This window comes from Streptomyces sp. ITFR-21 (assembly GCF_031844685.1).
Taxonomy (GTDB): Bacteria; Actinomycetota; Actinomycetes; order Streptomycetales; family Streptomycetaceae; genus Actinacidiphila.
In genome coordinates this window covers 3,633,795-3,653,967 of sequence record NZ_CP134605.1, presented here as the reverse complement: position 1 = coordinate 3,653,967, position 20,173 = coordinate 3,633,795, and the positions used below count along the sequence as shown (strand labels likewise).

14 protein-coding genes are annotated in these 20,173 nt (G+C 72.4%); 5 read left to right on the top strand and 9 right to left on the bottom strand.

Features of this window, described 5'->3' with window-relative positions:
• Positions 1-115: 115 nt before the first annotated feature.
• The 6 genes from RLT57_RS15955 to fxlM form a co-directional block, all read right to left on the bottom strand.
• Positions 116-967, bottom strand: coding sequence for a hypothetical protein (locus RLT57_RS15955; protein WP_311298069.1), 852 nt, complete (start codon positions 965-967; stop codon positions 116-118).
• Complete coding sequence (locus RLT57_RS15950; RefSeq protein ID WP_399128768.1) at positions 964-1,968, bottom strand: thiopeptide-type bacteriocin biosynthesis protein; 1,005 nt, start codon at positions 1,966-1,968, stop codon at positions 964-966. Before RLT57_RS15950 ends, RLT57_RS15955 begins: the two co-directional genes overlap by 4 nt.
• Before the next feature lie 27 nt (positions 1,969-1,995).
• Positions 1,996-3,270, bottom strand: a complete 1,275-nt coding sequence (locus tag RLT57_RS15945; RefSeq protein WP_311298067.1) for a lanthionine synthetase C family protein — start codon at positions 3,268-3,270, stop codon at positions 1,996-1,998.
• A complete protein-coding gene (locus tag RLT57_RS15940; RefSeq protein ID WP_311298066.1) occupies positions 3,267-6,389 on the bottom strand; it encodes a lantibiotic dehydratase in 3,123 nt (1,040 codons plus the stop codon). The genes RLT57_RS15945 and RLT57_RS15940 overlap by 4 nt, the downstream gene beginning before the upstream one ends.
• A gap of 130 nt (positions 6,390-6,519) precedes the next feature.
• The gene (locus tag RLT57_RS15935; protein WP_311298065.1) at positions 6,520-6,690 is read right to left on the bottom strand and encodes an FxLD family lanthipeptide; all 171 of its coding nucleotides are present in this window, start codon (positions 6,688-6,690) and stop codon (positions 6,520-6,522) included.
• Positions 6,691-6,695: 5 nt separating this feature from the next.
• On the bottom strand, positions 6,696-7,994 hold the full coding sequence (fxlM, locus tag RLT57_RS15930; protein ID WP_311298064.1) for a methyltransferase, FxLD system: 1,299 nt from the start codon (positions 7,992-7,994) through the stop codon (positions 6,696-6,698).
• 437 nt (positions 7,995-8,431) lie between these two features.
• On the opposite strand from fxlM, the gene RLT57_RS15925 reads away from it, so the two are divergent.
• From RLT57_RS15925 to RLT57_RS15915, 3 genes are all read left to right on the top strand, one after another.
• The gene (locus tag RLT57_RS15925; RefSeq protein ID WP_311298063.1) at positions 8,432-9,616 is read left to right on the top strand and encodes a helix-turn-helix transcriptional regulator; all 1,185 of its coding nucleotides are present in this window, start codon (positions 8,432-8,434) and stop codon (positions 9,614-9,616) included.
• A gap of 101 nt (positions 9,617-9,717) precedes the next feature.
• Entirely contained in the window at positions 9,718-10,938 is a 1,221-nt protein-coding gene (locus RLT57_RS15920; protein ID WP_311298062.1) for a helix-turn-helix domain-containing protein, read from the top strand.
• A 135-nt stretch (positions 10,939-11,073) separates the two neighbouring features.
• Positions 11,074-11,748, top strand: a complete 675-nt coding sequence (locus tag RLT57_RS15915; RefSeq protein WP_311298061.1) for a hypothetical protein — start codon at positions 11,074-11,076, stop codon at positions 11,746-11,748.
• Between the two features lie 411 nt (positions 11,749-12,159).
• Here RLT57_RS15915 and RLT57_RS15910 read toward each other — a convergent pair whose 3' ends face one another.
• Positions 12,160-13,110 carry a hypothetical protein gene (locus tag RLT57_RS15910; protein ID WP_311298060.1) on the bottom strand — a complete coding sequence of 317 codons (951 nt, stop codon included), beginning with the start codon at positions 13,108-13,110 and terminating at the stop codon, positions 12,160-12,162.
• A 608-nt stretch (positions 13,111-13,718) separates the two neighbouring features.
• Here RLT57_RS15910 and RLT57_RS15905 point away from each other — a divergent pair.
• A complete protein-coding gene (locus RLT57_RS15905; protein ID WP_311298059.1) occupies positions 13,719-15,074 on the top strand; it encodes an acyltransferase in 1,356 nt (451 codons plus the stop codon).
• A 455-nt stretch (positions 15,075-15,529) separates the two neighbouring features.
• Complete coding sequence (locus tag RLT57_RS15900; RefSeq protein ID WP_311298058.1) at positions 15,530-16,639, top strand: glycosyltransferase family 39 protein; 1,110 nt, start codon at positions 15,530-15,532, stop codon at positions 16,637-16,639.
• 72 nt (positions 16,640-16,711) lie between these two features.
• On the opposite strand, the gene RLT57_RS15895 is transcribed toward RLT57_RS15900, so the two are convergent.
• Both RLT57_RS15895 and clpB read right to left on the bottom strand, forming a co-directional pair.
• Positions 16,712-17,245 carry a YbjN domain-containing protein gene (locus tag RLT57_RS15895; protein ID WP_311298057.1) on the bottom strand — a complete coding sequence of 178 codons (534 nt, stop codon included), beginning with the start codon at positions 17,243-17,245 and terminating at the stop codon, positions 16,712-16,714.
• A 147-nt stretch (positions 17,246-17,392) separates the two neighbouring features.
• Positions 17,393-20,008, bottom strand: coding sequence for an ATP-dependent chaperone ClpB (gene clpB / locus RLT57_RS15890; protein WP_311298056.1), 2,616 nt, complete (start codon positions 20,006-20,008; stop codon positions 17,393-17,395).
• Between the last annotated feature and the right edge of the window lie 165 nt (positions 20,009-20,173).

Genomic DNA, 20,173 nt, shown 5'->3' with positions numbered 1-20,173 from the left:
GCACGGTGAAACGTTAGGCCAACTCTAGACCCGAGCTGCGACGCAGGGATCGACGGACCGCTTGGCACTGTGGGCCCGGCTGCTCGCTGTGTGCGCGGTCACAGCCACCGGTGGGTTAGCCGAGGAGCGGGCGCCCGAGAAGGTACGCGGCGCGCGAGCGGAGGGCAGCGAGGAGGTGGGGGTCCTTGCTGGTGTGGAGGAGTTGGGTGATCACGACCAGCTCTGCGTGGCGGCCGGCGGGGGTGGCGAGGAGGTGGGCGAGCTCGTGGCGGATGCGGGCGGCCACGGGTGGGACCAGGAGGCTGTGGGTGTGGAGGACCGCCGCGTCGTAGCCGGTGGGCGCGAGGCCCCAGCCTTCCCAGTCGAGGATGCGGAGGGTGGGGGCGCAGAGGTTGGCGAAGTGGAGGTCGCCGTGGGCGGTGGAACAGGACGGTGCCGTTGTGGTGATGGGGGTGCCGAGGTAGCGGGGCATCGCGCGGTCGAGGAACGGCTGGTGGACGGACAAGCGGTTCGTGGAGACTGCGGTGATGTCAGTGAGGGCGCTGGCGAGGTCCTTCCACCAGCCGGGCGGGAGGTCGGGCGCCCTCGTCAACGTGGGGGTGCCTGCAACGGGGCCTACCGGCTCGTGGTCGTAGAGTTCGGCGCGGTAGCTCCAGCAGCCTTCGGTCCAGTCGTGGACATCGCGTAGGCGAGGGCGCGGCACGCCGGGCGGGAGGGACCTCGCCGCCGCGAGGGAGCCGTTCCAGAAGGTCGCGTTGATCCGGTCGGTCAGCGAAGCGGCGAGGCGGAGCCAGGCTCGGCCGTCGGAGGCTGTGACCGGGCGGTTGTACGTGCGGCCCTGCCAGCCCCACACTTCCTGCGAGCGGCGAGCCGCATCAGGGCGGACGCGTAGAGCGGTACACGCACGGCGGTGCGCGGTACGCATCCGCTCGATGGCGGCCGGGTTGTCAGGCTGCGCGTACGTCACGAACCCGAGGAGTTCATCACCAGGTCGCGCGCGGCGCGCGCGAGGATGGCCTGGGTCCGGCCTGGTAGGCCGAGGCGGTTCCAGTGGAAGATCACGTGGTGCGCGAGGACGTCTCGCAGTCCTCGTTCCAGGATGCCGTCGTGGGCGGCACGGCCGAGGGCTTGGCCGGCGGTGGTGAAGGCGGCAGCCCAAGGGGCCGCGAAGGCCAAGGGCCGGTCGGCGGCGAGGAGCGGGCTTCGCGGCCCTGTGTCCACCGTCATCAGGCGGCGGAGGCTCGCAGTCAGCTCGCGCAGCCGGTCGGCGGGCACATCCGCGGGCAGCGGGCGCAGCCGGGCCACCCGGTGCCATACGTCGCCCTGCTCGTGCCACTCCTGTCCTGCGCCGTGGAACAGCGCGCCGCACAGCAGGATCGACACTTCGCGGCGGCCGATCGCGGGGTGGGGCTCAGCCGTGCCGTGCTGGCGGCGTACGCAGTCAAGGACGGCACCGCTGTCGGCGACGAAGAGGGCGTGGGCGGCCTCCATTCCCACGGGCCCGCCGAACGCGAGGGCTTCCGACTCGTAGACGGTCTCCCACCACCGGCTCACCTCCCCCGCCGCGGTGAGGCGGTCCAGGGCCTCAATGACGGCGGCCCGGGTATCGGCGAGGCCGGCTCCCGGAGCCGGACGGCAACGGACGCGCCAGCACGGCGCCTTGCGGATGAACCACCAGGACCCGATCGCAGGAGCGAGCCGGTGCAGGATCGGGCCGAGGTGGTCGGCGCCGGTCCGCTCGGCGGCAGCCCAGTCCGGGAACTCGATGTGCACGTGGTACCAACGGCCATCCGGCGAGGCCGCGTTGAGAGCCGCCTCCCCTGCCGCCCGGTACACCTCGACGGCGTCGGCCAGGTCGGCGGCGACCATCCCACACCGTTCGGCGGCTCGCTCAAGAGGTGCGCCCGCCAGCACAGCCAGAACGCCCTCCACCGCCGCGTTCGGCGAAGCGTGTGAGGTCACGGGCATCAGCTCCTCATTCCACCTGGAAACAAGTCAGTTGATCAGAAGGCACGCATCCCACGACGTGATCGGCGACGCGTCGTGCGCGGCGGTCTGGAGGGCGAGCGCGAGGCCGACGGCGCCCTCCAATAGTCCGCGCGGATCAGCGGTCCTTGTGCCTCGGCCGACATGCCCGGCCCGCTCATACGCTTCGGTCTGGGCGTACGAAAGGAGGTGGTCCGCCAACCGCGGCAGGCACCCGCGGATCTCCGGCGTACGAGCGTCCTGGGCAGCCCGCCAAGCGGTCTGGTGGACGCCGGCCCAGCCGTGGCAGAGACCGCCGTCCGTAATGCGGTCGAGCTGGGCCGGGTCGGACAGGCATCGCGCGACGGCGGACTCGGCCATCTCCTGGCGGGCGACGTCATGGGTGGCGATCGCGGCGAGTTGGTGCGCGCGGGCGATGCCGGGGGTTCCGTAGCACCAACTCGGCCGGAGTGGGCCGCGCTGCCGCGGACGTCCCGTGTGCAGTTCATCGCGGGTGATCCACTGCGGCCACCACGGTCCGGTGTCGGCGTCCTGCCGCCAGGCGTCCAGCCAGGCGCAGATGGTCTCGATGGCCTCGCGATGGCCGTCCACCTCCATTCCCCGGCGTAGAGCTTGGGCGAGCAGCGCGAGCGGCCCCGTGACGCCGTGCGCGATGCCCAGGTTGGCGTGGCCGCCAGCGAACTCAGGCGAGCCGTCGCGTCGCTGCGGATCGTGGCCGACCCACCAGCCCGGCAGCGCGGTCCCGTCGACGCGCAAGGGCCTGGCCAGGGTGACCAGATACCGAAGGACGCGCCCCAACCCTTCACCGCCTGCTTCGCGTTGCAGCAGGTGCGCACCGATGCCGGTCAGGCCGTGCAGCAGGTCGTACTCAGCGAAGTCGGGGAGCTCACCGCGGTCGATACGTGCGAAAGCGGCATCGACGCGGCGGTGGACGAGCGCGCTGACGTGCCGGTCGAGGGCTGCCAGGGCACTGCCGTAGCGAGCGGTCCCGTCGGCCTGTGCCGCTTGGAGGACGTACGCGACCGCCGGGGCGCCGAAGTGCAGGCCGGTGTCGTCGGCGGCGCTGACTCCGTCGTGAGTCGTGGCGGTCACCCAGGCGTGTGCCGTCTGCCAACTGCCACTGCCGTGGTGCGCGCGTTCGATGTGCACGAGTGCCATCCCGGCGGCGCCTTGGTGGAGGGACTGCGCGAGCCACGGGCGGTCGGCCGACGGCGTCGGAGGCGTGGCCAGATGACCGGCGAGGACTTCGGCCGCAGTGGCAGCGGAGAGATTCGGGGCGGTCACGAGGAGGTCCCGGAACCGCGGGCGATCAGGCGTAGTGCGACGGCGCGGGCGAGGCGGTTGGTAACGCACTCGCGTTCGGGGTCGACGGCGAGGGCGCGCACATGGTGCAGGTGAAGGAGCGACCGGAGGACGGAGAACGGATCGTCCTGCTGAAGAGCGAGCTGCTCACGATAGTCGGCCAGCGCGATCTTCCGCTGTTCCCAGGCCGACAGGACTGCTTCACCGCCGGGTTGGCTTCGCAGGGCCGTCCACTCGCCGCTCGGGTCGGCGAGCCGGAACGTCGCGTCGCGCAGGCCGGTGTCGAGTCGTCCACGTTCCCGGGGCAGTTCGGCCGCCAGCCAACGTAAGCCGTCGGCCGTCGTCGCGGCGTAGGAGCACGCGAGGTCGACGAACCCGGCTGCGGTGACGGCCTCGGCGGGTACGCCGGTGCGGATGGCCAACTCGATCTGGACCAACGAGGCGGTGGAGTCGGCGGCGAACACCCTTTCGGCGGACGTCATCGCCGTGCCGTGACCGTAGCGACCGGTCTGGGGTCGGTGGCCGACCAGCTCGACGCCGGGCGCCAGACCGTCGGCACGCAGGTCGGCAGCCCACGCGCCCACTCTGCCGGCGGCGGCGCCGTAATGGTCGGGCGACGGCAACCGTACGTGCAGCGTGAGGTGTTGGGCGCTATCGGGCCGCGTGGTGTCGCGGTGCCGGGTGAAATACCACAGCGGCGGTTCGTCCCATGCGGCGAAGAGTCGGGGCACGTAGCCGGTCAGGATGTCGTTCTGGCGGTCCGGGTGCCCGTGGACGCGTACGTGGAGCCACGGGGAAGCACCGGGCAGATGCTCGGCGTCACGCCGGACCGGACTGGGCGTCGTCAAAAGACCACCGGCGTTCTCGGGACGTACCAGGCGTAATGGCAGAAGGAACTCGTGCGCCCGGCCGACCCAGGCGAGGTCGGCCGACGACGGGGCCTCGCGCAACTCGACGCCGCCCGTGCGGTCGAGGCGGGAACGCAGCAGCGCCCGGTGCAGCGGCCGGTCGAGGTCCAGGGGCAGGCGGAGATCTCCCTCGCACAGGACGACGGCGGCCGGGACGCGCAGCCGGCTGCGCCAAGTCGTCAGCGCTGCGTCCCAGGCGGAGGTCGAGGCCATACGCGGGACGAGGTCGGCGGCGTTCAGGAGCCAGCGGGCCGAGGAGAGGACGGTTCGGCCGTGCCGCAGGCGCGGGAGGTACGGCAGACGGGCCGCCGCGCCCCAGTCGAACGCCTGGTAGGTGGCGCAGCGCGCCGTCGTGATTTCGGCGAGGAAGCGGGCCAGGGGCGGCGTCGCGGTTCCGGCTTCCAGCGCGTGCAGGACGCGCGGCTCGACGTCCCGGCCAGTCGACAGCTGAACCAGGCGGAATTGGCGGGCGTCCGAGCTGACCGCGAGGTCGTCCAGCGCTATGAGGTCGCCGTGTTCGGGGTCACGGTGTTCGGCCAACGGGATCGTCAACGGCAACAACTGCGGCGTGCGCGCAACGTTCCCGCTGCGTCGCCGCCTCGGGGTGAACGACAGCTGAGCCGCGACCGTGCCGGGGTCGTCGGTGCTCACTGCGGCGTAGGCGCTGCTCAGGCGGCGGCGATCGGCTTCCGGCAGCACCTCGGCGAAGCGTCCGGCCATGCTGCTCGCGACGCGCGGGACCCCCGTGACCAGCAGGCGGAAGGCCCCGCGCCGTAGAGCGTCGTCCGACTCCGCGTGAAGCTGGAAGGCCAGCTCGGCGCGTGGCGGCGGAAGGATCTCGGTGGGATCTCCCACTGTGAGCGCTCGAATCGTCGCCTCGGTCAGCACGATCTCCTCGGCACCGTCGAACGCTGCCTGTTGGATCAAGGCGAGCAGTGTCTCGTCGCGCGAGGTGAGTGGACGCGGCGGCGTCCTCAGCGCCGACCCCAGGTAGTCAGCCGGTAGCCCCAGCCCGCTGTCCGCCACCAGATCGGCCACGGGGACGGCGGCGCCGACGCCGTAGTGCTGCCGGAAGCGGCCGTGGAAGTCCTTCCACCGCGGGTGGCCGAACGGGTGCGGCGTCAGGCGCAGGAGTACGGAGGCCGCCGTCTGCGCCTCGCGGATCACCGCTTCGGGCACGGTGATGTCGCAGTCGAGAGCCGTTTCAGCGGCGAGCGGCTGCGCCGTGGTGTCGGAGAGCGCCGCCATGCGCTCGGCCATAGTGGTGCGGATCATCGCGGCTTCGGCGGGCGATGCTGTCTGATTGTGGCGGGCCATCGCCGTCTGGAGCGCGTGCAGTTCGCGCACCGTGCCATCGACGCTCGGCAGTTCGTCCGCACCGGCGGCAACCAGCTCGGCGCACAGGTGTCCCAAGGAATCGGGAACGGTCATCGGGGCTCGGAGACTGGTGAGCAGGAAGCCTTCGGCGACGAGCCGCATGAGCAAGGCGTCGATCTGGGCAGCGGACGCCTGCGGGTACTCGGCGGTCAGCAGCTTCCCCAGCTGGGCGTAGGGAAGAGGCTTGCGGGCCAGGTCGAGCGCACTGCGGACCGGTCCGGTGCGGCGGATCGACACCTCCGAGGGGGCCAGCTCTCTTGGCCGGCTTCCGGCGGCCCGGCCGGGGACGACGAGCCGGTTGCCACGCGGGAACGCGCAATTGTTCGCCACCACCGGCAGACGCGGCAGCAGGTCGGGGAAGTGCTCCAGGCAATCGACAACCGCACCCGTCCACTCGGCGTCCGGCCGGACCACTACGCGGTGGTCGCTGCCCCACCGCGCCTTTGGCTCGCTGCCGATCCGAGCGACTGCCACGCCCGCGAAGAGGCCGAAAGGAGTGGCCCGGCCCCGCCAGCGCAGGAGGTACGAGGCCACGGAGTGGACGAGGCGGCGAGCCTGACGGACATCCGTGAGGCCGCCGGCCACCGCCTCGCGAACCGCCATTGACAGCACGGGGCTGGCGACCTCGACCGCACGTCGGAAGGCGTCCGGCCGCCACACCTCCTCCAGCCATGCGGAAGCCCGCGCCAGCACTTCGTCGGGGGCGCCCTCCAGATCGGGGTCAGCGGAGAACGTCAGCCCGCCTGGGCGGGTCGTGGCCCGTATCAGGAGTACGTCGGCGTGCCGGTACAGCAGCCGGTCGGTTGTGCCCACCACGATCCCTCCGTCGAAGTACTCGCGCGCCTGGCCTCCCGCCGACGCCGTCCGTGGCGCGGGAGGTCAGGGTTGCCGCCGCGTCGAAGCCATGGACACACGGACAACGACGCGACGGCAACGGCTCCTCGTCTCAGGCCGGGTCGCCCACGTACGAGGTGCAGGCGGTGCCCGAGCACGTCGAGCCGCAGTTGTCGCTGGTGTCGCGCATCAGGTCGCGGACCGGCAGGCCGGCCTCGATGACGCGCACGTCGAGCTCGAACTCCATGTCGAACGCCGTGTCGCCCATGGGGACTTCTGCCATGAAGGTCACTCCTTCTCGTCGAGGTGGTACGGGGCGGCCTGGCCGGTCGTCGGCAGAACCGCCGCGGGCCAGGAGATGACGACGCGGACGTGCCGCTTGGGGATGACCCGCCCTACCGGGAGCCGCTCGTCGGCGGTGCCCGCCGGGTGGGCCGTGATGCGCGGGCCGGGCCCGGTCCGGTGGTCGTGGTCCCAGACGCGGATCTGCGCGGCCAGTGCCTCGGCGAGAGCGGCGGCCTCCGGCCCGAAGCCGTGCGCGCCGAACTCGAACACCGTCCGGTCCGGGTGGTCCTGGTCCTGGTCCTGGTCGAGCTTCCGCAGCGCGAGGTAGGCGAACGAACCGCCCTCCACCACCGCCGGGCAGGCCATGCGGTTCTGCGGCGCCACCAGACCCGTGTCGAGTTTCGGGTCCACCGACAGCAGGCAGAACCCGTCGAGGGCGGTGGCCAGCCACATCTGGAGCGTGTCGAACGGCTGGGCGCGTCCGACCGTCACGCCCGTCCACACCTCGGTCCGCGGAGTGTCGAGTGCGCCGTTCAGGGCGTCCGGATCGGCCGACAGCTCCTCGTCGAAGCGCAGCCCGATCTCCTCACCGCGTAGGAGCAGCAGGCGTTCGCGGTGCGCCCCGGCCCCCTGCATCGTCACGAAGCCGCAGATCTCCGCCGACCTGCTGACCAGGTGGTCCGCCTCGCGGGCGAAGGTGATCGAGCGGGTCAGGCCGCGCATCCGCAGGGGGATGGTGAGGGTGCCGTCGTCGGTGAGCTGGTCGGTCCACGCCGGCGGGATGTCCCAGGCGCCAACGGTCACGATCGTCCGGTCATAGGGGGCGTGTTCGGGGCAGCCTTCCTCGCCGTCGCCCAGGACGACGCGCACCCGGTCGCCGTAGCCGGCTTCCGACAGGCAGGCGCGGGCGCGGTCGGTGATGTCCGAGTCGATGTCGAGCGTGGTGACCTCACCGTCCGGTCCAGCCAACTCCGCCATCAGGGCCGCGTTGTAGCCGCCCGACCCGATCTCCAGGCAGCGCATGCCGCGCCGGAGGTCGGCCTGCTCCAGCATCACGGCCTGGATGGAGGGCGCGGACACCGAGCTGATCGTGGTCCCGTGCTCGTCCCGTTTGGTGACGACCACGTTGAAGGGGGCGTACGCCTCTTCCAAGGTCGCTCCGGGCGCGAACAGGTGCCGAGGCACCGTACGAAAAGCGGCCTCGACCTCTTTCGACGCGATCGAGCCGGCGGCCGTCAACTCTGCGACGAGCTTGCTCCGCAGTTCCGCGGCGCGGCTCGACTCGTCGGACGCTTCAGTCACGTGGGACGTTCCCTTCTCAGCTGTTCCCAGGTCGTGCGGTGAGGGTGTTCTCCCACGCTGCGACAGCTTGGGCCTTGCGGTGTGGCGCAGCAGATGGCCGAATACGGCAGAGCCTCTGGGCCGTGGCCAGGAGCCGGTCCGCGTGACACAACGTATCGGCGCTGTCGCCGTGGGGTGTTCACCGCTGTGAACATAGCCCCGGCCGCCCGCGCAGGCATCGAGTTCCGGCCCCCACTACGCGCTTCGTGGCTCGTCGGGACCCGCATCGCTCACAGTTGAGCGGGCTCGAAGGACGAGGTCACCGGCTTCCCTTGCCGTCCGCAGGGCGGCGGTTAGGGTGTCGCGCATCGGGCAGGTGCGTGGCGCACGGCGGTGTCCGCTGGAGCGGCGCTGTGTCCGGAAGTCATCACGGTCGGCGACGGGTGGAGGTGGCAGGCATGGTGGGTGCGACGGGCGCGGGCACGAGCGCTGCCGCGGTCACCGGTCCCATAGGTGGCGCGGTATGGACGTGGCGGCTGCGGCGCGGGCTGAGCCCGGCGGAACTGACGGAGCGGTCCGGACTCCCGCACGATCTGGTGGAGGACTTGGAGGCGGGCCGTACGTGGGTGGATCGGCGACGCGTCTGGGCCGCGCTGGCCGCGGCCCTACACGTGGAGGCCGGCGAGCTGGCCGGTCAGCCGTATCCGCCCATGGGGCCGGAGCACGCGGAGGCGCGGGCGGTCGCGCATCGTCTGCGCAAGGTGCTGGCCGCCGACCTGCGGCGTCCCCTGGACCCGACCACAGGGGCGACGGACGAGCTGGAACGCCTTCTGGCTGCGGCTGTGGCTGCTGATGGCGCAGGGGACGATCACGGTCTGGCTGTCGTGGCGCCAGAGTTGATCTCCGCAGCCGAGCGGGCTGAGAGGGTGACGGGAAGCGCGACGCGCGAACGGACTGCTGAGCTGCGGTCGCGTGCGCACGCTGTCGTGGCGGGGCTGCTGCGGCGACTGGGCTACCGCGATCTGGCCTGGCTCGTGTTGCACCGGGTACGGGCCGGCGGCCGTGAGGGCGCCACGGCCGTGGCAGCGGAGGAGACACGGCTGTTGCTGGATCTGGGACTGCCGGAACAGGCGCTGGGTTGTGCGGAGCGAAGCGGGCTCGCCCCTCGCAGCGTGGAGATGTCGGTCCTTGTGGCGTTGGCCCACGCCATGGCGGGCCGTCCCGAACGAGCAGGCACGGAGCTGGATGCCGCCACCGGCCTTGCCCGGGACCCTTGTTCGTTCGCGGCCGTGGCAGCCGCACGGGTGGCCGTCGCGGTCGAGGCACCCGATGCCGACGTGGCGAGCGGATACGCCGAGCTCTCCGGCCCGGACGCACTCCCGGGCCTGGACGCACTCGACCCGGCCGACCGCGTGGCGGCCCTGGTGAGCCTGGCCGCGTCGGCGGCCCGCGCGGGTGACTTCTCGCGGGCCGCCGACGAACTGATGGCGGCTGAGGTGACGGCACCGCTGCGGTTTCGGCTCGATCCGTTCGCGCGGGAACTGCTGGTGGCACTTCCGCCCCGCCTCGCCGAACGTGAGCGGGCCGAGCACGTGCGGGTCGAGCGCGTGCGGGCCACCGCGCGCCGGGCCGGTCTGCCGTAGCGACGCCGGTTCCGAAGCGGCGTCGACGCGCTGTCACGGAACGCTTACGCTGAGGCCCGTACTGCTTCCTGCCGGTGAACGACGGACGATGGACGACGGCGATGAGCGAAGAGCGGGCACACGACATCGGGGCGAGGTTGCGGTCCGCCCGACGCCAACGCGGCATGTCACTGCGTACGTTGGCGGGGCTGTCGGGCTTGTCCGCCGGGTTCCTGTCGATGGTCGAGAACGGCCAACGCCACCTGGACCGCACCGGGCACATCACGGCCTTGGCCGATGCTCTGCGGATCGCCCCGACGGAGCTGACCGGGCAGGTGCTCGCACCGACCGACCCCGCCACCGCGTCGGCGCACGAAGCGGTCCCGGCGCTCCGGCTCGCACTGATGGGCGTCGGCCACCCGCCGACATCGGGCTCCCGCGGCCCGCTGGCTGCCCGGGTGGCACAGGCCAACCGTCTCTATCACCGCTGCGAGTACGGCGTCCTCGCCCACAAGCTGCCCCCGCTGCTGGCCGACCTGCGCGCCGCGGTCGACGACGCCTCGCCGGATCGACGTCCGCGGTTGCTGAGGCTGTTGGCGGACGCCTATCACCCGGCGTGCACGATGCTGCTCAAGTACCTCGGCTATCCGGATCTGGCGTACGTCGCCGTCATCCGTGCCGACGAGGCCACGGCCGAGCTCGATGATCCTCTGCGCGACGCCCTGTCCGGCTTCTTCCACGCCCACGTGCTCATCTCGGCCGGCAGCCCCGATCTGGCGCTGAACCATGCCGAACTGGCCGCCGACATGGTGGAACGCCACCTTGTCGGCCCTGAGGCGCACGCTCTCCTCGGCGAACTGCACCTGATCCGGGCGACCTGCCTCACCCAGGACGTCCGACGCTCGGGCGCCGACCGCGCCTCCGAGGTCAAGCAACACCTGGCCGCAGCGGGCGAATTGGCGGCACGTACCGGTGAGACCAAAGCCTGGCACCTGAACTTCGGGCCCACGAACGTCGGTATCCACCGCGTCAGCCTGAACACCGACCTGGGCCGCCACGGTCACGCCGTCGCCGCCTCCCGGGGGCTACGGCCCCGCATCCTCGGCGCACCCGGCCGTGACGCCGCCTTCCACGCCGACCTCGGGCGGTCACTGGCCCATCTGCGCGGCCACGACGCCGACGCGGTGACGGAACTCCTGACCGCCGAACGCACCGCCCCCCAGCGCATCCACGCTAACGCGATGGTCCGCGACACGGTCTCCGCGCTCCTGGACCGGCAGCTGCCCTCCCGCACCGCCCGCGAAGTGCGGGCGCTGGCCCACCGCATGGGCGTTCAGGGCTGAGCGGACCGGTTCAGCCGCTCCTCGTGGAGGGTTCACCGACGTGAACACTGCCGCCCGGGCCGGCTCGTAACGTCCCGTCGCACGTCAGGCGGACAAGCCGCCCGACCCGCGAGAGACGAGCCCAGCATGTCTCATGTGACGGCGGACCGCGTGCATCGCGCCAGGTCCGCGAGCCCGCAGCCACCCGTGGCCTTCGACGTGCCGTACATCACCCGATGGAGTGGGGAGGCCGACGGCTCCATGCCCATGACCTACCGGCGAAGGGGTACGGGCGTCGCGTACACCGACGAACGGTCCTTCGACCGCGACGAGCACGGCGTGCTGTGGGCCAGGATGCCCTCGCAGCCGGGGCGAGGCCGCCCGGAATACGGCAGCGTCCACCTCCTGCGCCAGCGGCTGGCGATGAGCGGACTGCGCTGCCAGATCTGCGGAGGTCCCGCCGACCGCAGCGCCGAGGGGGTGCTCTGGCTCCTTGACGCCGACCCGGACGACCCCACGCTCTGGAACGGCCAGGAACGCACCGCCCACCCCCCGGTCTGCATGCCCTGCGCCGTCCGCTCGACCTCCGCCTGCCCCCACCTCCGGCGCTCCTTCACGGTCCTCCGCGTCCGCGCTTTCAGCCCTTACGGGGTTCGCGGCGCCCTCTACGGGCCCACCACCGGTCCGCCGCAGGCAATCGACGCCGTCACCCTCCCCTTCGGCGATCTCCGGATGCCCTGGATGTGCGCCGGCCAGCTGATCATGCGACTGACCGAGTTCAGCGTCGTCGACCTGGAGAGCGGGAGCGCAAGCCTGGAGGGTTCGCGATGACCACGTATCCGAACGGGACGATGCCGACAGGCCGCACCGTGCCCGTCACTTCTTGCTCCTCCGCGGGCCCGGGGCTCGGTCGGCGGCCGGACCTGGACCGCCACAGCGCGAGCGGGTCCCACCAGGACGCGCGGCCGTCGGAGGCGGGCTCGGACGGTGGCGGGACCGTGCGGGTGGAGGGCGGAAGCGCGGTGGTGGGCATGAAGGCCCCAGTCAGGGACGGGCTGGTGGCGGGGTGCCCCGGGGCATGCCGGAGGGAGGCGGGGCGGGGCGGGCGCACACGGGCGTGGTCGGCGCAGGTGGGAGCGACCGGCGGCTTGACCGCTACCCGCGCGGGTCGGGGCGCGGACGTGGGCACACGGTTGCCTGCTGCCCGCTGAGCGCGGCGGCGGACGGTGCGGTGGCGGGGGGTCAGGCTCTGGCGGTAAGGAGCCGGCCGGAGTCGGCCTGCAGGGCGGCGCGGACCCTGGCCCTGCCACGGGCGGCGACGCTCGTGCGGGCCGCCACGTCCCCGGTTCGTCCGGGCTCGCGGGCAAACCCTGCGCAAGAGCGGCAGACGCCTTCGTGCGGGATCGGGCGTGCGCAGCCGCCGCACTCGGACCAGCGGGGTTTCGCCGGGCCAACCGGCTCAGGTCCTGGGGGGAGCTTGCGGGTGAGGCGGTCGCGCAGGATCGCCGGGGCGCTGTGGACGCGGGCGGGCAGGCCGCCGAGGAGCGCTTCGGCCAGGTCACGCTGGCCGTAGCCGCGCTCCAGCCACGGGGTGACCAGCGGTGCCAGGGCCATGGCCTCGACCGTGCCGAGCCGCAGACGCGGCTCGGGCCGCAGCACCCGGAACAGCGTGGAGACCGCTTCGCCGACAGCGGCGTCGGCCGGACCTGTCGTACCGACCTCGTTGGGCTGGATCATGGGCGGCTTCCCCCGCCCTTCCTCTCCTGCGGCCGACCCGGCGTCTGCGGGGCGTGACCGCTGGGCGGGGAGGGTGAGTTCTTTCCCACGGTTCTTTACGGGGTGGGCGCCACGGTCATCGGCTGCCGCTTCACCGGATCCCGGACGGGTGAGACCCGGACGGAGCCGCGGGGTGTCGTAGACGTGGGCCTCGCTGACGAACGTTCCGTCGCCGCGCCGCACCCGCTCGACCCGGTAGTAACCGGCGGCGGTCAGCTCCCGCAGGGCCTTCGCCACGGTGAGGCGGCCCTGCGGGCTGGTGTCGGCCATCCGCCGACCGTCCTCCGACCAGCCATCGGGCCGGGAGAGGAGGTCGGCCAGCAGCCCGCGGGCGGTGTAGGACAGTTGCCGGTCCTGCAGCAGCGCGTTGGGCAGGACCGTGAAGCCGCGCGTATGGCGGCTACGATGAATCTGCATGAGGAGGTACCACTCCTTGTGCCGGACCCCGGAGCGTTCCCGCGCTGCCGGGGTCACCTTATTGAGTTCGTTGGTCACAGAACGTACCACGCAAAGCAGACCCAATCGACGCGCAGGCGGCACGGATTGACCACGCATCAGGCGCCTGGGAACCACCACCGCCGGTAGCCGACCACACCGGACGGGAACGCCGGGACAGGCCGGCGGACGGCCCCGGCCAACGGCGTGACCGCGGCAGCGCCGGTTTACGGGGGTGCGGGCAGTCACCCTCACGGCATGCCGCTTGTCCGACGGCACGGACGTCCTCTGCCGCTCGGCGCCGCATGGGCTGGCGGGCCGACGGCACCGGGGCCGATCGTTTCGGGCAGTCCTCCGAGAGCCCTTGAGGCCCTTGAGGCCCTTGGTGCCCTACGCCCTACGTCTGAGCGGTGCCGCCGCCGGACGGGCCCGCCGCCGGACGGGCCCGTGGCCGGGCGGGGCGGGGCGCGGGTGGACCGGTTTCCGCGCCGGGCGGATCGGGATCGGGCCGGCGGTGACTGGCCGGGCGCCCGCGGCCGGCCCTATCGTTCGGGGTGGTCGGTCGGGTCCGGCGGGGGGAGCGTGGTGTCGTGGGTGACTGGTCCCGGTTGCGCGGGTCGCGTACGGTCCGGCCGGAGTCCGTCGCGGAGCCGCCCGTGGTGGTGCGGTGCGGGCTGACGGACACGCTGCTGGGCGAACTCACCGTGTCGGTCGCGCACGGCTTCGCAACGGCCCCGGACGAGGAGCGTCTCGCGGCGGGCCTGGCCGCGGCGCTGGACCGGGTGCCGCTGTTCGCCGGGCGGCTGCGGGCGGCCGGCGGCGGGCTGGAGATCGTCTGCGACGGCTCGGGCGTACCGGTGGACAGCTACGACGTGGACGCGCCCCTGGGCGAGGTGATGGGCCGGGTCACGCTGCCCGGTGCCGGGCTGGTCGACCACGTCGAAGCGACGAAGGCACGGGCCGGGGAGGCCCCGTTGCTGACGGTACGGATCAGCCGTACGTCGGACGGCGGCGCGGTCCTGGGCGTCTCATGGCATCACGCGGTGGGCGACGTGCAGAGTTTCGTCCTGCTGATGCGGGCCTGGTCGGCCGCTGTGGAGGGGCGCGCGCTTCCGGAGGTGGAGCTGGTCACGGACCGGGACGCGTATCTGGACCGGGTGCTCCCGGCGGAGGACTGCGGGCGTCCCGGGTTCCGCGTGCCGGGGCCGGACGAGGCGGCCGTCCTCGCTCGTGAGGTCGCGGTCTCGGGCCGGGCCAACCGGACCGTGCAGGTCTACTTCGGTGACGCCGAGACCGACCGGATGCGCGAGACCTACAGCGCGGCGGCCGGCCGCCGGCTGTCCAGCGGTGACGTGCTGTGCGCCCATGTGGTGTGCGCGGTGCGGGAGTTGGACGGGGGCGACGGGGCCGGAGCGCTGACCGTGCCGGTGAACGTGCGGCGTCCGCTGGGCCTGCCGCAGGGCGTGCTCGGCAACCTCCTCGGAGAGATCAACCTGGACACCCCGGCCGGCTGCGCTCCCGAGCAACTGGCCGCGCGCCTGCGGGCGGCGGTGGCGGACTTCACCGGCTCGCACCTCAACCTGCGGGCCAACCGCGCGTTCCTGGACAGCGTCGGGCAAACCCGGCTGGGCGACTGCGTGCCGCTGGGCTTCGATCCGGCCAGGCGCAGGATCACCTTCTCCAACTGGAGGGGTTTCGGGCTCTACGACCTGACGTTCGGCAGCGGGCCCGCGCTGTTCTTCAGTCCGGCGGCCAACCTGCAACTTCCCTGGGTGGTCTGGCTGGTGGAGGGTTTCGGGAACACCGGATCGCTGCTCACCGCGGCCCTCCCGGCCCGGCTGGCCGGACGCCTGCGCGGGGCGGAGGGCCATGCCCTGCTGCACCGCTTCCGCGCCCCGGACGACGTACTCCCGCCGGCGGCGCACGCGGTCCGCCGACTGGCCTGAACCGGGGCCGCGGGCTCCGCCACCGCCGGAGCCGCCGTCACGCCGGACGCCGGCGCCCGGCGTGACGGCGGCTCCGGGGCCACAACGTGATCGTCGTTGTCGCCGGCGCCTCGGGCCTACTGGCCGCGCTCGACTCCAGGCATCGGGAGCGCCGAGGAGGCGAGGAGGCGAACACGGCCGCCGGCCTCCGGCGTGTCTCAGGGGCCCGGTCAAGGCGATGACCGATAGTCGCTTTGTCTGATCAGCGCACGATATGCCCCGCCGAGGACACCCCGAGGAGCGCTCGCTTGTTCACCGCCGGACCGGTCTCAGAACCCGTTTCCGAACCGGCGCCCGACCCGGCAGGCCCGTCAGACCCGGCAGGTCCGGCGGGCCCGTCCCCGGCCCCGGCCCGCGGCCGGCCGGGCAGCCGGTGGCGGGCCCTGGGGGCGGCCGGGCGGCGGGCGCTGCCCGCGATGGCCGTCTTCGTCGCGGCCCGGCTCGCCGGCCTGACCGTGGTCACCCTGTGGGCGCACCGGCGCGGCGACCATCCCCGCAACCTGCTGGGCCTGGGCTGGGACGCGCTCTGGTACCACCGCATCGCCGACTACGGCTACGGCACCTTCGTCCCCGGCTGGGAACACCCCGGCGTCCGCTACAGCGACCTGGCCTTCTTCCCGCTCTACCCGATGACGGTACGGGCGGTGGACGCGGTGTTTCCGGTCGGTTCGGTGGCGTGCGCGCTGCTGGTGGCGTGGCTGTCGGCGGTGGTGGCCGCCTGGGGGGTCTTCGCGGTCGTCGACCACGCGTACGGGCGCCGGGTCGGCATCGCGCTGGTCGTCCTCTGGGGGCTGCTGCCGCACGCGGTCGTGCTGTCCATGGCGTACACCGAGCCGATGATGTGCGCGCTGGCCGCCTGGTCGCTCTACGCCGCGCTGACCCGCCGCTGGCTGACCGCCGGCCTGCTGAGCCTGCTCGCGGGGCTGTCCCGGCCCAACGCCGCCGCGGTCGCGGCGGCCGTCGCCGCGGCCGTGCTCGCCGACGCACGGCACCGACGGCGTACCGGCCGGCCGCAGCTGCCGCGCGCCTGGGCCGCCGCGCTGATCGCACCGCTCGGCTGGTTCGGCTACGTCGGCTGGGCCGGCCTGCAGACCGAGAGCGGGCTGCACGGCGCCCTGCACGGCTACTTCGCGGTGCAACGCGGCTGGGGCTCGCGGTACGACTTCGGGCGGTACGCGCTGCGGTACGTCAAGCACCTGGTGCTCTTCCCCGACACGCTGTCCGCCTACCTCTCGGCCGCCCTGTGCGCGGGCGCGGTGGTCCTGCTGGTGCTGGCGGTACTGGACCGGATGCCGCTGCCGCTGCTGGTCTACTCCGCGGTCCTGGCGGCCATCGCGCTCGGCGGCGCCGACTTCTTCTCCTGCAAGCCGCGCTTCCTGCTGCCGGCCTTCCCGCTCCTGGTGCCGTGCGCGGTGGCGCTGGCCGGGGCCCGGCCGCGCGCCGCCGCCGTGGCGGTGGTCGCGCTGGCCGGGATCTCGCTCGGCTACGGCGCCTACGTACTGACCGTGGTCCCCGTGCCCATCTGACACCCGCCCGACCGGCGCTCCGGTGCTCCGTCGGCGCGGCCCCCGGAGCGCCCGGTCAAGCCGGGCGGCCGGTCAGTCCCCGGAGTCGTCGCCCTCGACGCCGCTGTCGGCGTCCTTCTCCAGGCCCAGGGTCTCGCCGACCCACTTGTCGAACTCGATCGACGCGCGCACCCAGCTCACCGTGCTGGACACGAAGTGCTCCAGGCTGACGCCCATGCCGATCACGGTCTGCGCCTCGCCGATCAGCCGCACGCTGCCGTCGTCGTGGGTGTGCGTGTAGACCTTCGGCCACAGGGTACGGCGGTTCCAGTCGTCGATCACCTCGTGCAGGTGGGGCTTGTCGTCGACGCTGTAGGAGCGCTCGTAGAAGGTCCGGACCGCGAAAACCTCCTGGTCGCCCTCGCCCCGGAACATGAAGTAGGTCCGGAACTCCTCCCACGGCGCCGCGAGGTCGCCCTCCTCGTCGACGAGGTACTTCAGTTCCATCTGGTCGAGCAGCTGCTTCACCAGCTCCTGGTCCGGAATGAGCACGCTGGGAGCGGCTCCGGTCGGCTCGGGGTCCGGCTGGCCCCCGAAATCAGGAATCGAGGACGGATCGATGGTCACCGTGAAGTCCCTTCGTGACGTTTCCCTCTCCATCCTCCCCCATCGGCCCCCGCACGTGACAACCCCCGCCGGTACGCGCTCGGCGTATCGGCGGGGGCCGCCCCTGCCCGTCCCCGGGGAATCCCCGCCCGACCGGACCGGTCACCCTTACTTCGTCAGGTCGGGCGCCGTCGCCGGGCCCACGATCAGTCCGTCGAGCGCCCGGTCGACCAGGACGGTCTGGCCGTCGAGGATCTCGCCGGAGAGGATGGCGCGGGCCAGCGGGTCGCCGATGGCGGTCTGGATGAGGCGGCGCAGCGGGCGGGCGCCGTAGGCCGGGTCGTTGCCCTCGACGGCGAGCCAGTCCAGGGCCGCGTCGGTCACGTCGAGGGTGAGGCGGCGGTCCTTCAGGCGGGCGGCGAGGCGGCCGGTCTGGAGCCGGGCGATGCGGCGCAGCTCGTCCTTGCTGAGGGCGGAGAAGACCACGATGTCGTCCAGCCGGTTGAGGAACTCCGGTTTGAAGGACGACCGGACCGTCTCCAGCACGCTCTCCCGCTTCTCCTCCTCGCCGAGGGTGATGTCCACCAGGTACTGGCTGCCCAGGTTGGAGGTGAGGACCAGGATGGCGTTGCGGAAGTCGACGGTACGGCCCTGGCCGTCGGTGAGCCGGCCGTCGTCGAGCACCTGGAGCAGGACGTCGAAGACCTCGGGGTGGGCCTTCTCCACCTCGTCCAGCAGCACCACGCTGTACGGGCGGCGGCGTACCGCCTCGGTGAGCTGGCCGCCCTCCTCGTAGCCGATGTATCCGGGCGGGGCGCCGACCAGCCGGGCGACCGAGTGCTTCTCGCCGTACTCGCTCATGTCGATGCGGATCATCGCGCGCTCGTCGTCGAAGAGGAAGTCGGCCAGTGCCTTGGCCAGCTCGGTCTTGCCGACGCCGGTCGGGCCGAGGAAGAGGAACGAGCCGGTGGGGCGGTCGGGGTCGGCGATGCCGGAGCGGGCGCGGCGTACCGCGTCGGAGACGGACCGCACGGCCTCGCCCTGGCCGATCAGCCGCTTGCCCAGCTCCTCCTCCATCCGCAGCAGCTTCTGCGTCTCGCCCTCCAGCAGCCGGCCGGCCGGGATGCCGGTCCACGCGGCGACCACGTCGGCCACGTCGTCGGGGCCGACCTCCTCCTTGACCATCTTCGTCGAGGGGCCCTGGGACCTGGCCGCCTGCTCCTCGCGGGTGGCCTCGTCCAGTTCGGCCTCCAGCTTGGGCTTCTCGCCGTAGAGCAGCTCGGACGCGGTCTCGAAGTCGCCGTCACGCTGGGCGCGCTCGATGCGGGTGTCGATGTCGTCCAGCCGCTCCTTAAGCTCACCGACCCGGTTCAGGCCCTGCTTCTCCTTCTCCCAGCGGGCGTTCAGGCCGCGCAGTTCCTCCTCGCGGTCGGCAAGGTCCTTGCGCAGCTTCTCCAGCCGCTGGACGGAGCCGGGGTCGGTCTCGTTCTTGAGCGCCATCTCCTCCATCCGCAGCCGGTCCACCGCGCGCTGGAGCTCGTCGATCTCGACCGGCGAGGAGTCGATCTCCATCCGCAGCCGGGACGCGGCCTCGTCCACCAGGTCGATGGCCTTGTCGGGCAGGAAGCGGGCGGTGATGTAGCGGTCGGACAAGGTGGCCGCGGCCACCAGCGCGGAGTCCGCGATCTGCACCTTGTGGTGGGCCTCGTAGCGGCCCTTGAGGCCGCGCAGGATCGCCACGGTGTCCTCGACGTTCGGCTCGGCGACCAGCACCTGCTGGAAGCGCCGCTCCAGCGCCGGGTCCTTCTCGATCCGCTCGCGGTACTCGTCCAGCGTGGTGGCGCCGACCATCCGCAGCTCGCCGCGGGCCAGCATCGGCTTGAGCATGTTGCCGGCGTCCATCGCGGAGTCGCCGCCGGCGCCCGCGCCGACCACGGTGTGCAGCTCGTCGATGAAGGTGACGATCCGGCCGTCGCTGTCCTTGATCTCGGCGAGTACGGCCTTCAGCCGCTCCTCGAACTCGCCGCGGTACTTCGCGCCGGCCACCATCGCGCCGAGGTCGAGCGACACCAGCCGCTTGTTGCGCAGCGACTCGGGCACGTCGCCCTTGACGATCCGCTGGGCCAGGCCCTCGACGACGGCGGTCTTGCCGACGCCGGGCTCACCGATCAGCACCGGGTTGTTCTTGGTGCGGCGGGACAGCACCTGTACGACCCGGCGGATCTCCTGGTCCCGGCCGATCACCGGGTCGAGCTTGCCCTCGCGGGCCGCGGCCGTGAAGTCGGTGCCGTACTTCTCCAGCGCCTTGTACGTGCCTTCCGGATCCTGACTGGTCACCCGTTGCCCTCCCCTGGCGGTCTCGAACGCCGCCAGCAGCGCCCTGGCACGGGCGCCCCGGTCGGCCAGCAACTCCCCCGCGGGACCGCCCTTGACGGCGATCCCGATCAGCAGGTGCTCGGTGGAAAGGTACGCGTCGCCGAGCTCCTTCGCGCGCTGCGAGGCGTCGGCGATGACGGCCAGCAGGTCGCGGTTGGCCTGCGGGGGCGCGACCGTGGAGCCCTGCACCGTGGGCAGCGCGTCCACCAGGCGCCCGGCCGCCGCGCGCAGGTCCGCCGGGTCGGCGCCCACCGCGGCCAGCAGGTCCAGGATGTTCTCGTTCTCCGTGCCGCTCAACAGGGCGAGCAGCAGATGCGCGGGCGTCAGGTCCGGGTTCCCCTCGGCGACGGCCCGGGTGTTGGCGGCGTTCAGCGCTTCCCGGCTCTTGTTGGTCAGCTCGGCGTCCACGGGTGCGGCATCCTCTCCTCATCGGGTAAACCTGCGTTCATCAACGTACGGTAAGTTGAGTCTATTCCACTCAAGGGTATGTCAGGGCGACTACGCGCCGCGTTGCCGGATTTTGTTTGATCGTTGAAGAAGCCCCCGCGGCGGTGCGACAATGCCGGCACAACT

Coding starts and splice junctions, on each gene's coding strand:
- RLT57_RS15950 (WP_399128768.1), bottom strand. CDS start 1,968: ATGCCCGTGACCTCACACGCTTCGCCGAACGCGGCGGTGGAGGGCGTT.
- RLT57_RS15935 (WP_311298065.1), bottom strand. CDS start 6,690: ATGGCAGAAGTCCCCATGGGCGACACGGCGTTCGACATGGAGTTCGAG.
- RLT57_RS15925 (WP_311298063.1), top strand. CDS start 8,432: ATGGTGGGTGCGACGGGCGCGGGCACGAGCGCTGCCGCGGTCACCGGT.
- RLT57_RS15920 (WP_311298062.1), top strand. CDS start 9,718: ATGAGCGAAGAGCGGGCACACGACATCGGGGCGAGGTTGCGGTCCGCC.
- RLT57_RS15910 (WP_311298060.1), bottom strand. CDS start 13,110: ATGCAGATTCATCGTAGCCGCCATACGCGCGGCTTCACGGTCCTGCCC.
- RLT57_RS15900 (WP_311298058.1), top strand. CDS start 15,530: ATGGCCGTCTTCGTCGCGGCCCGGCTCGCCGGCCTGACCGTGGTCACC.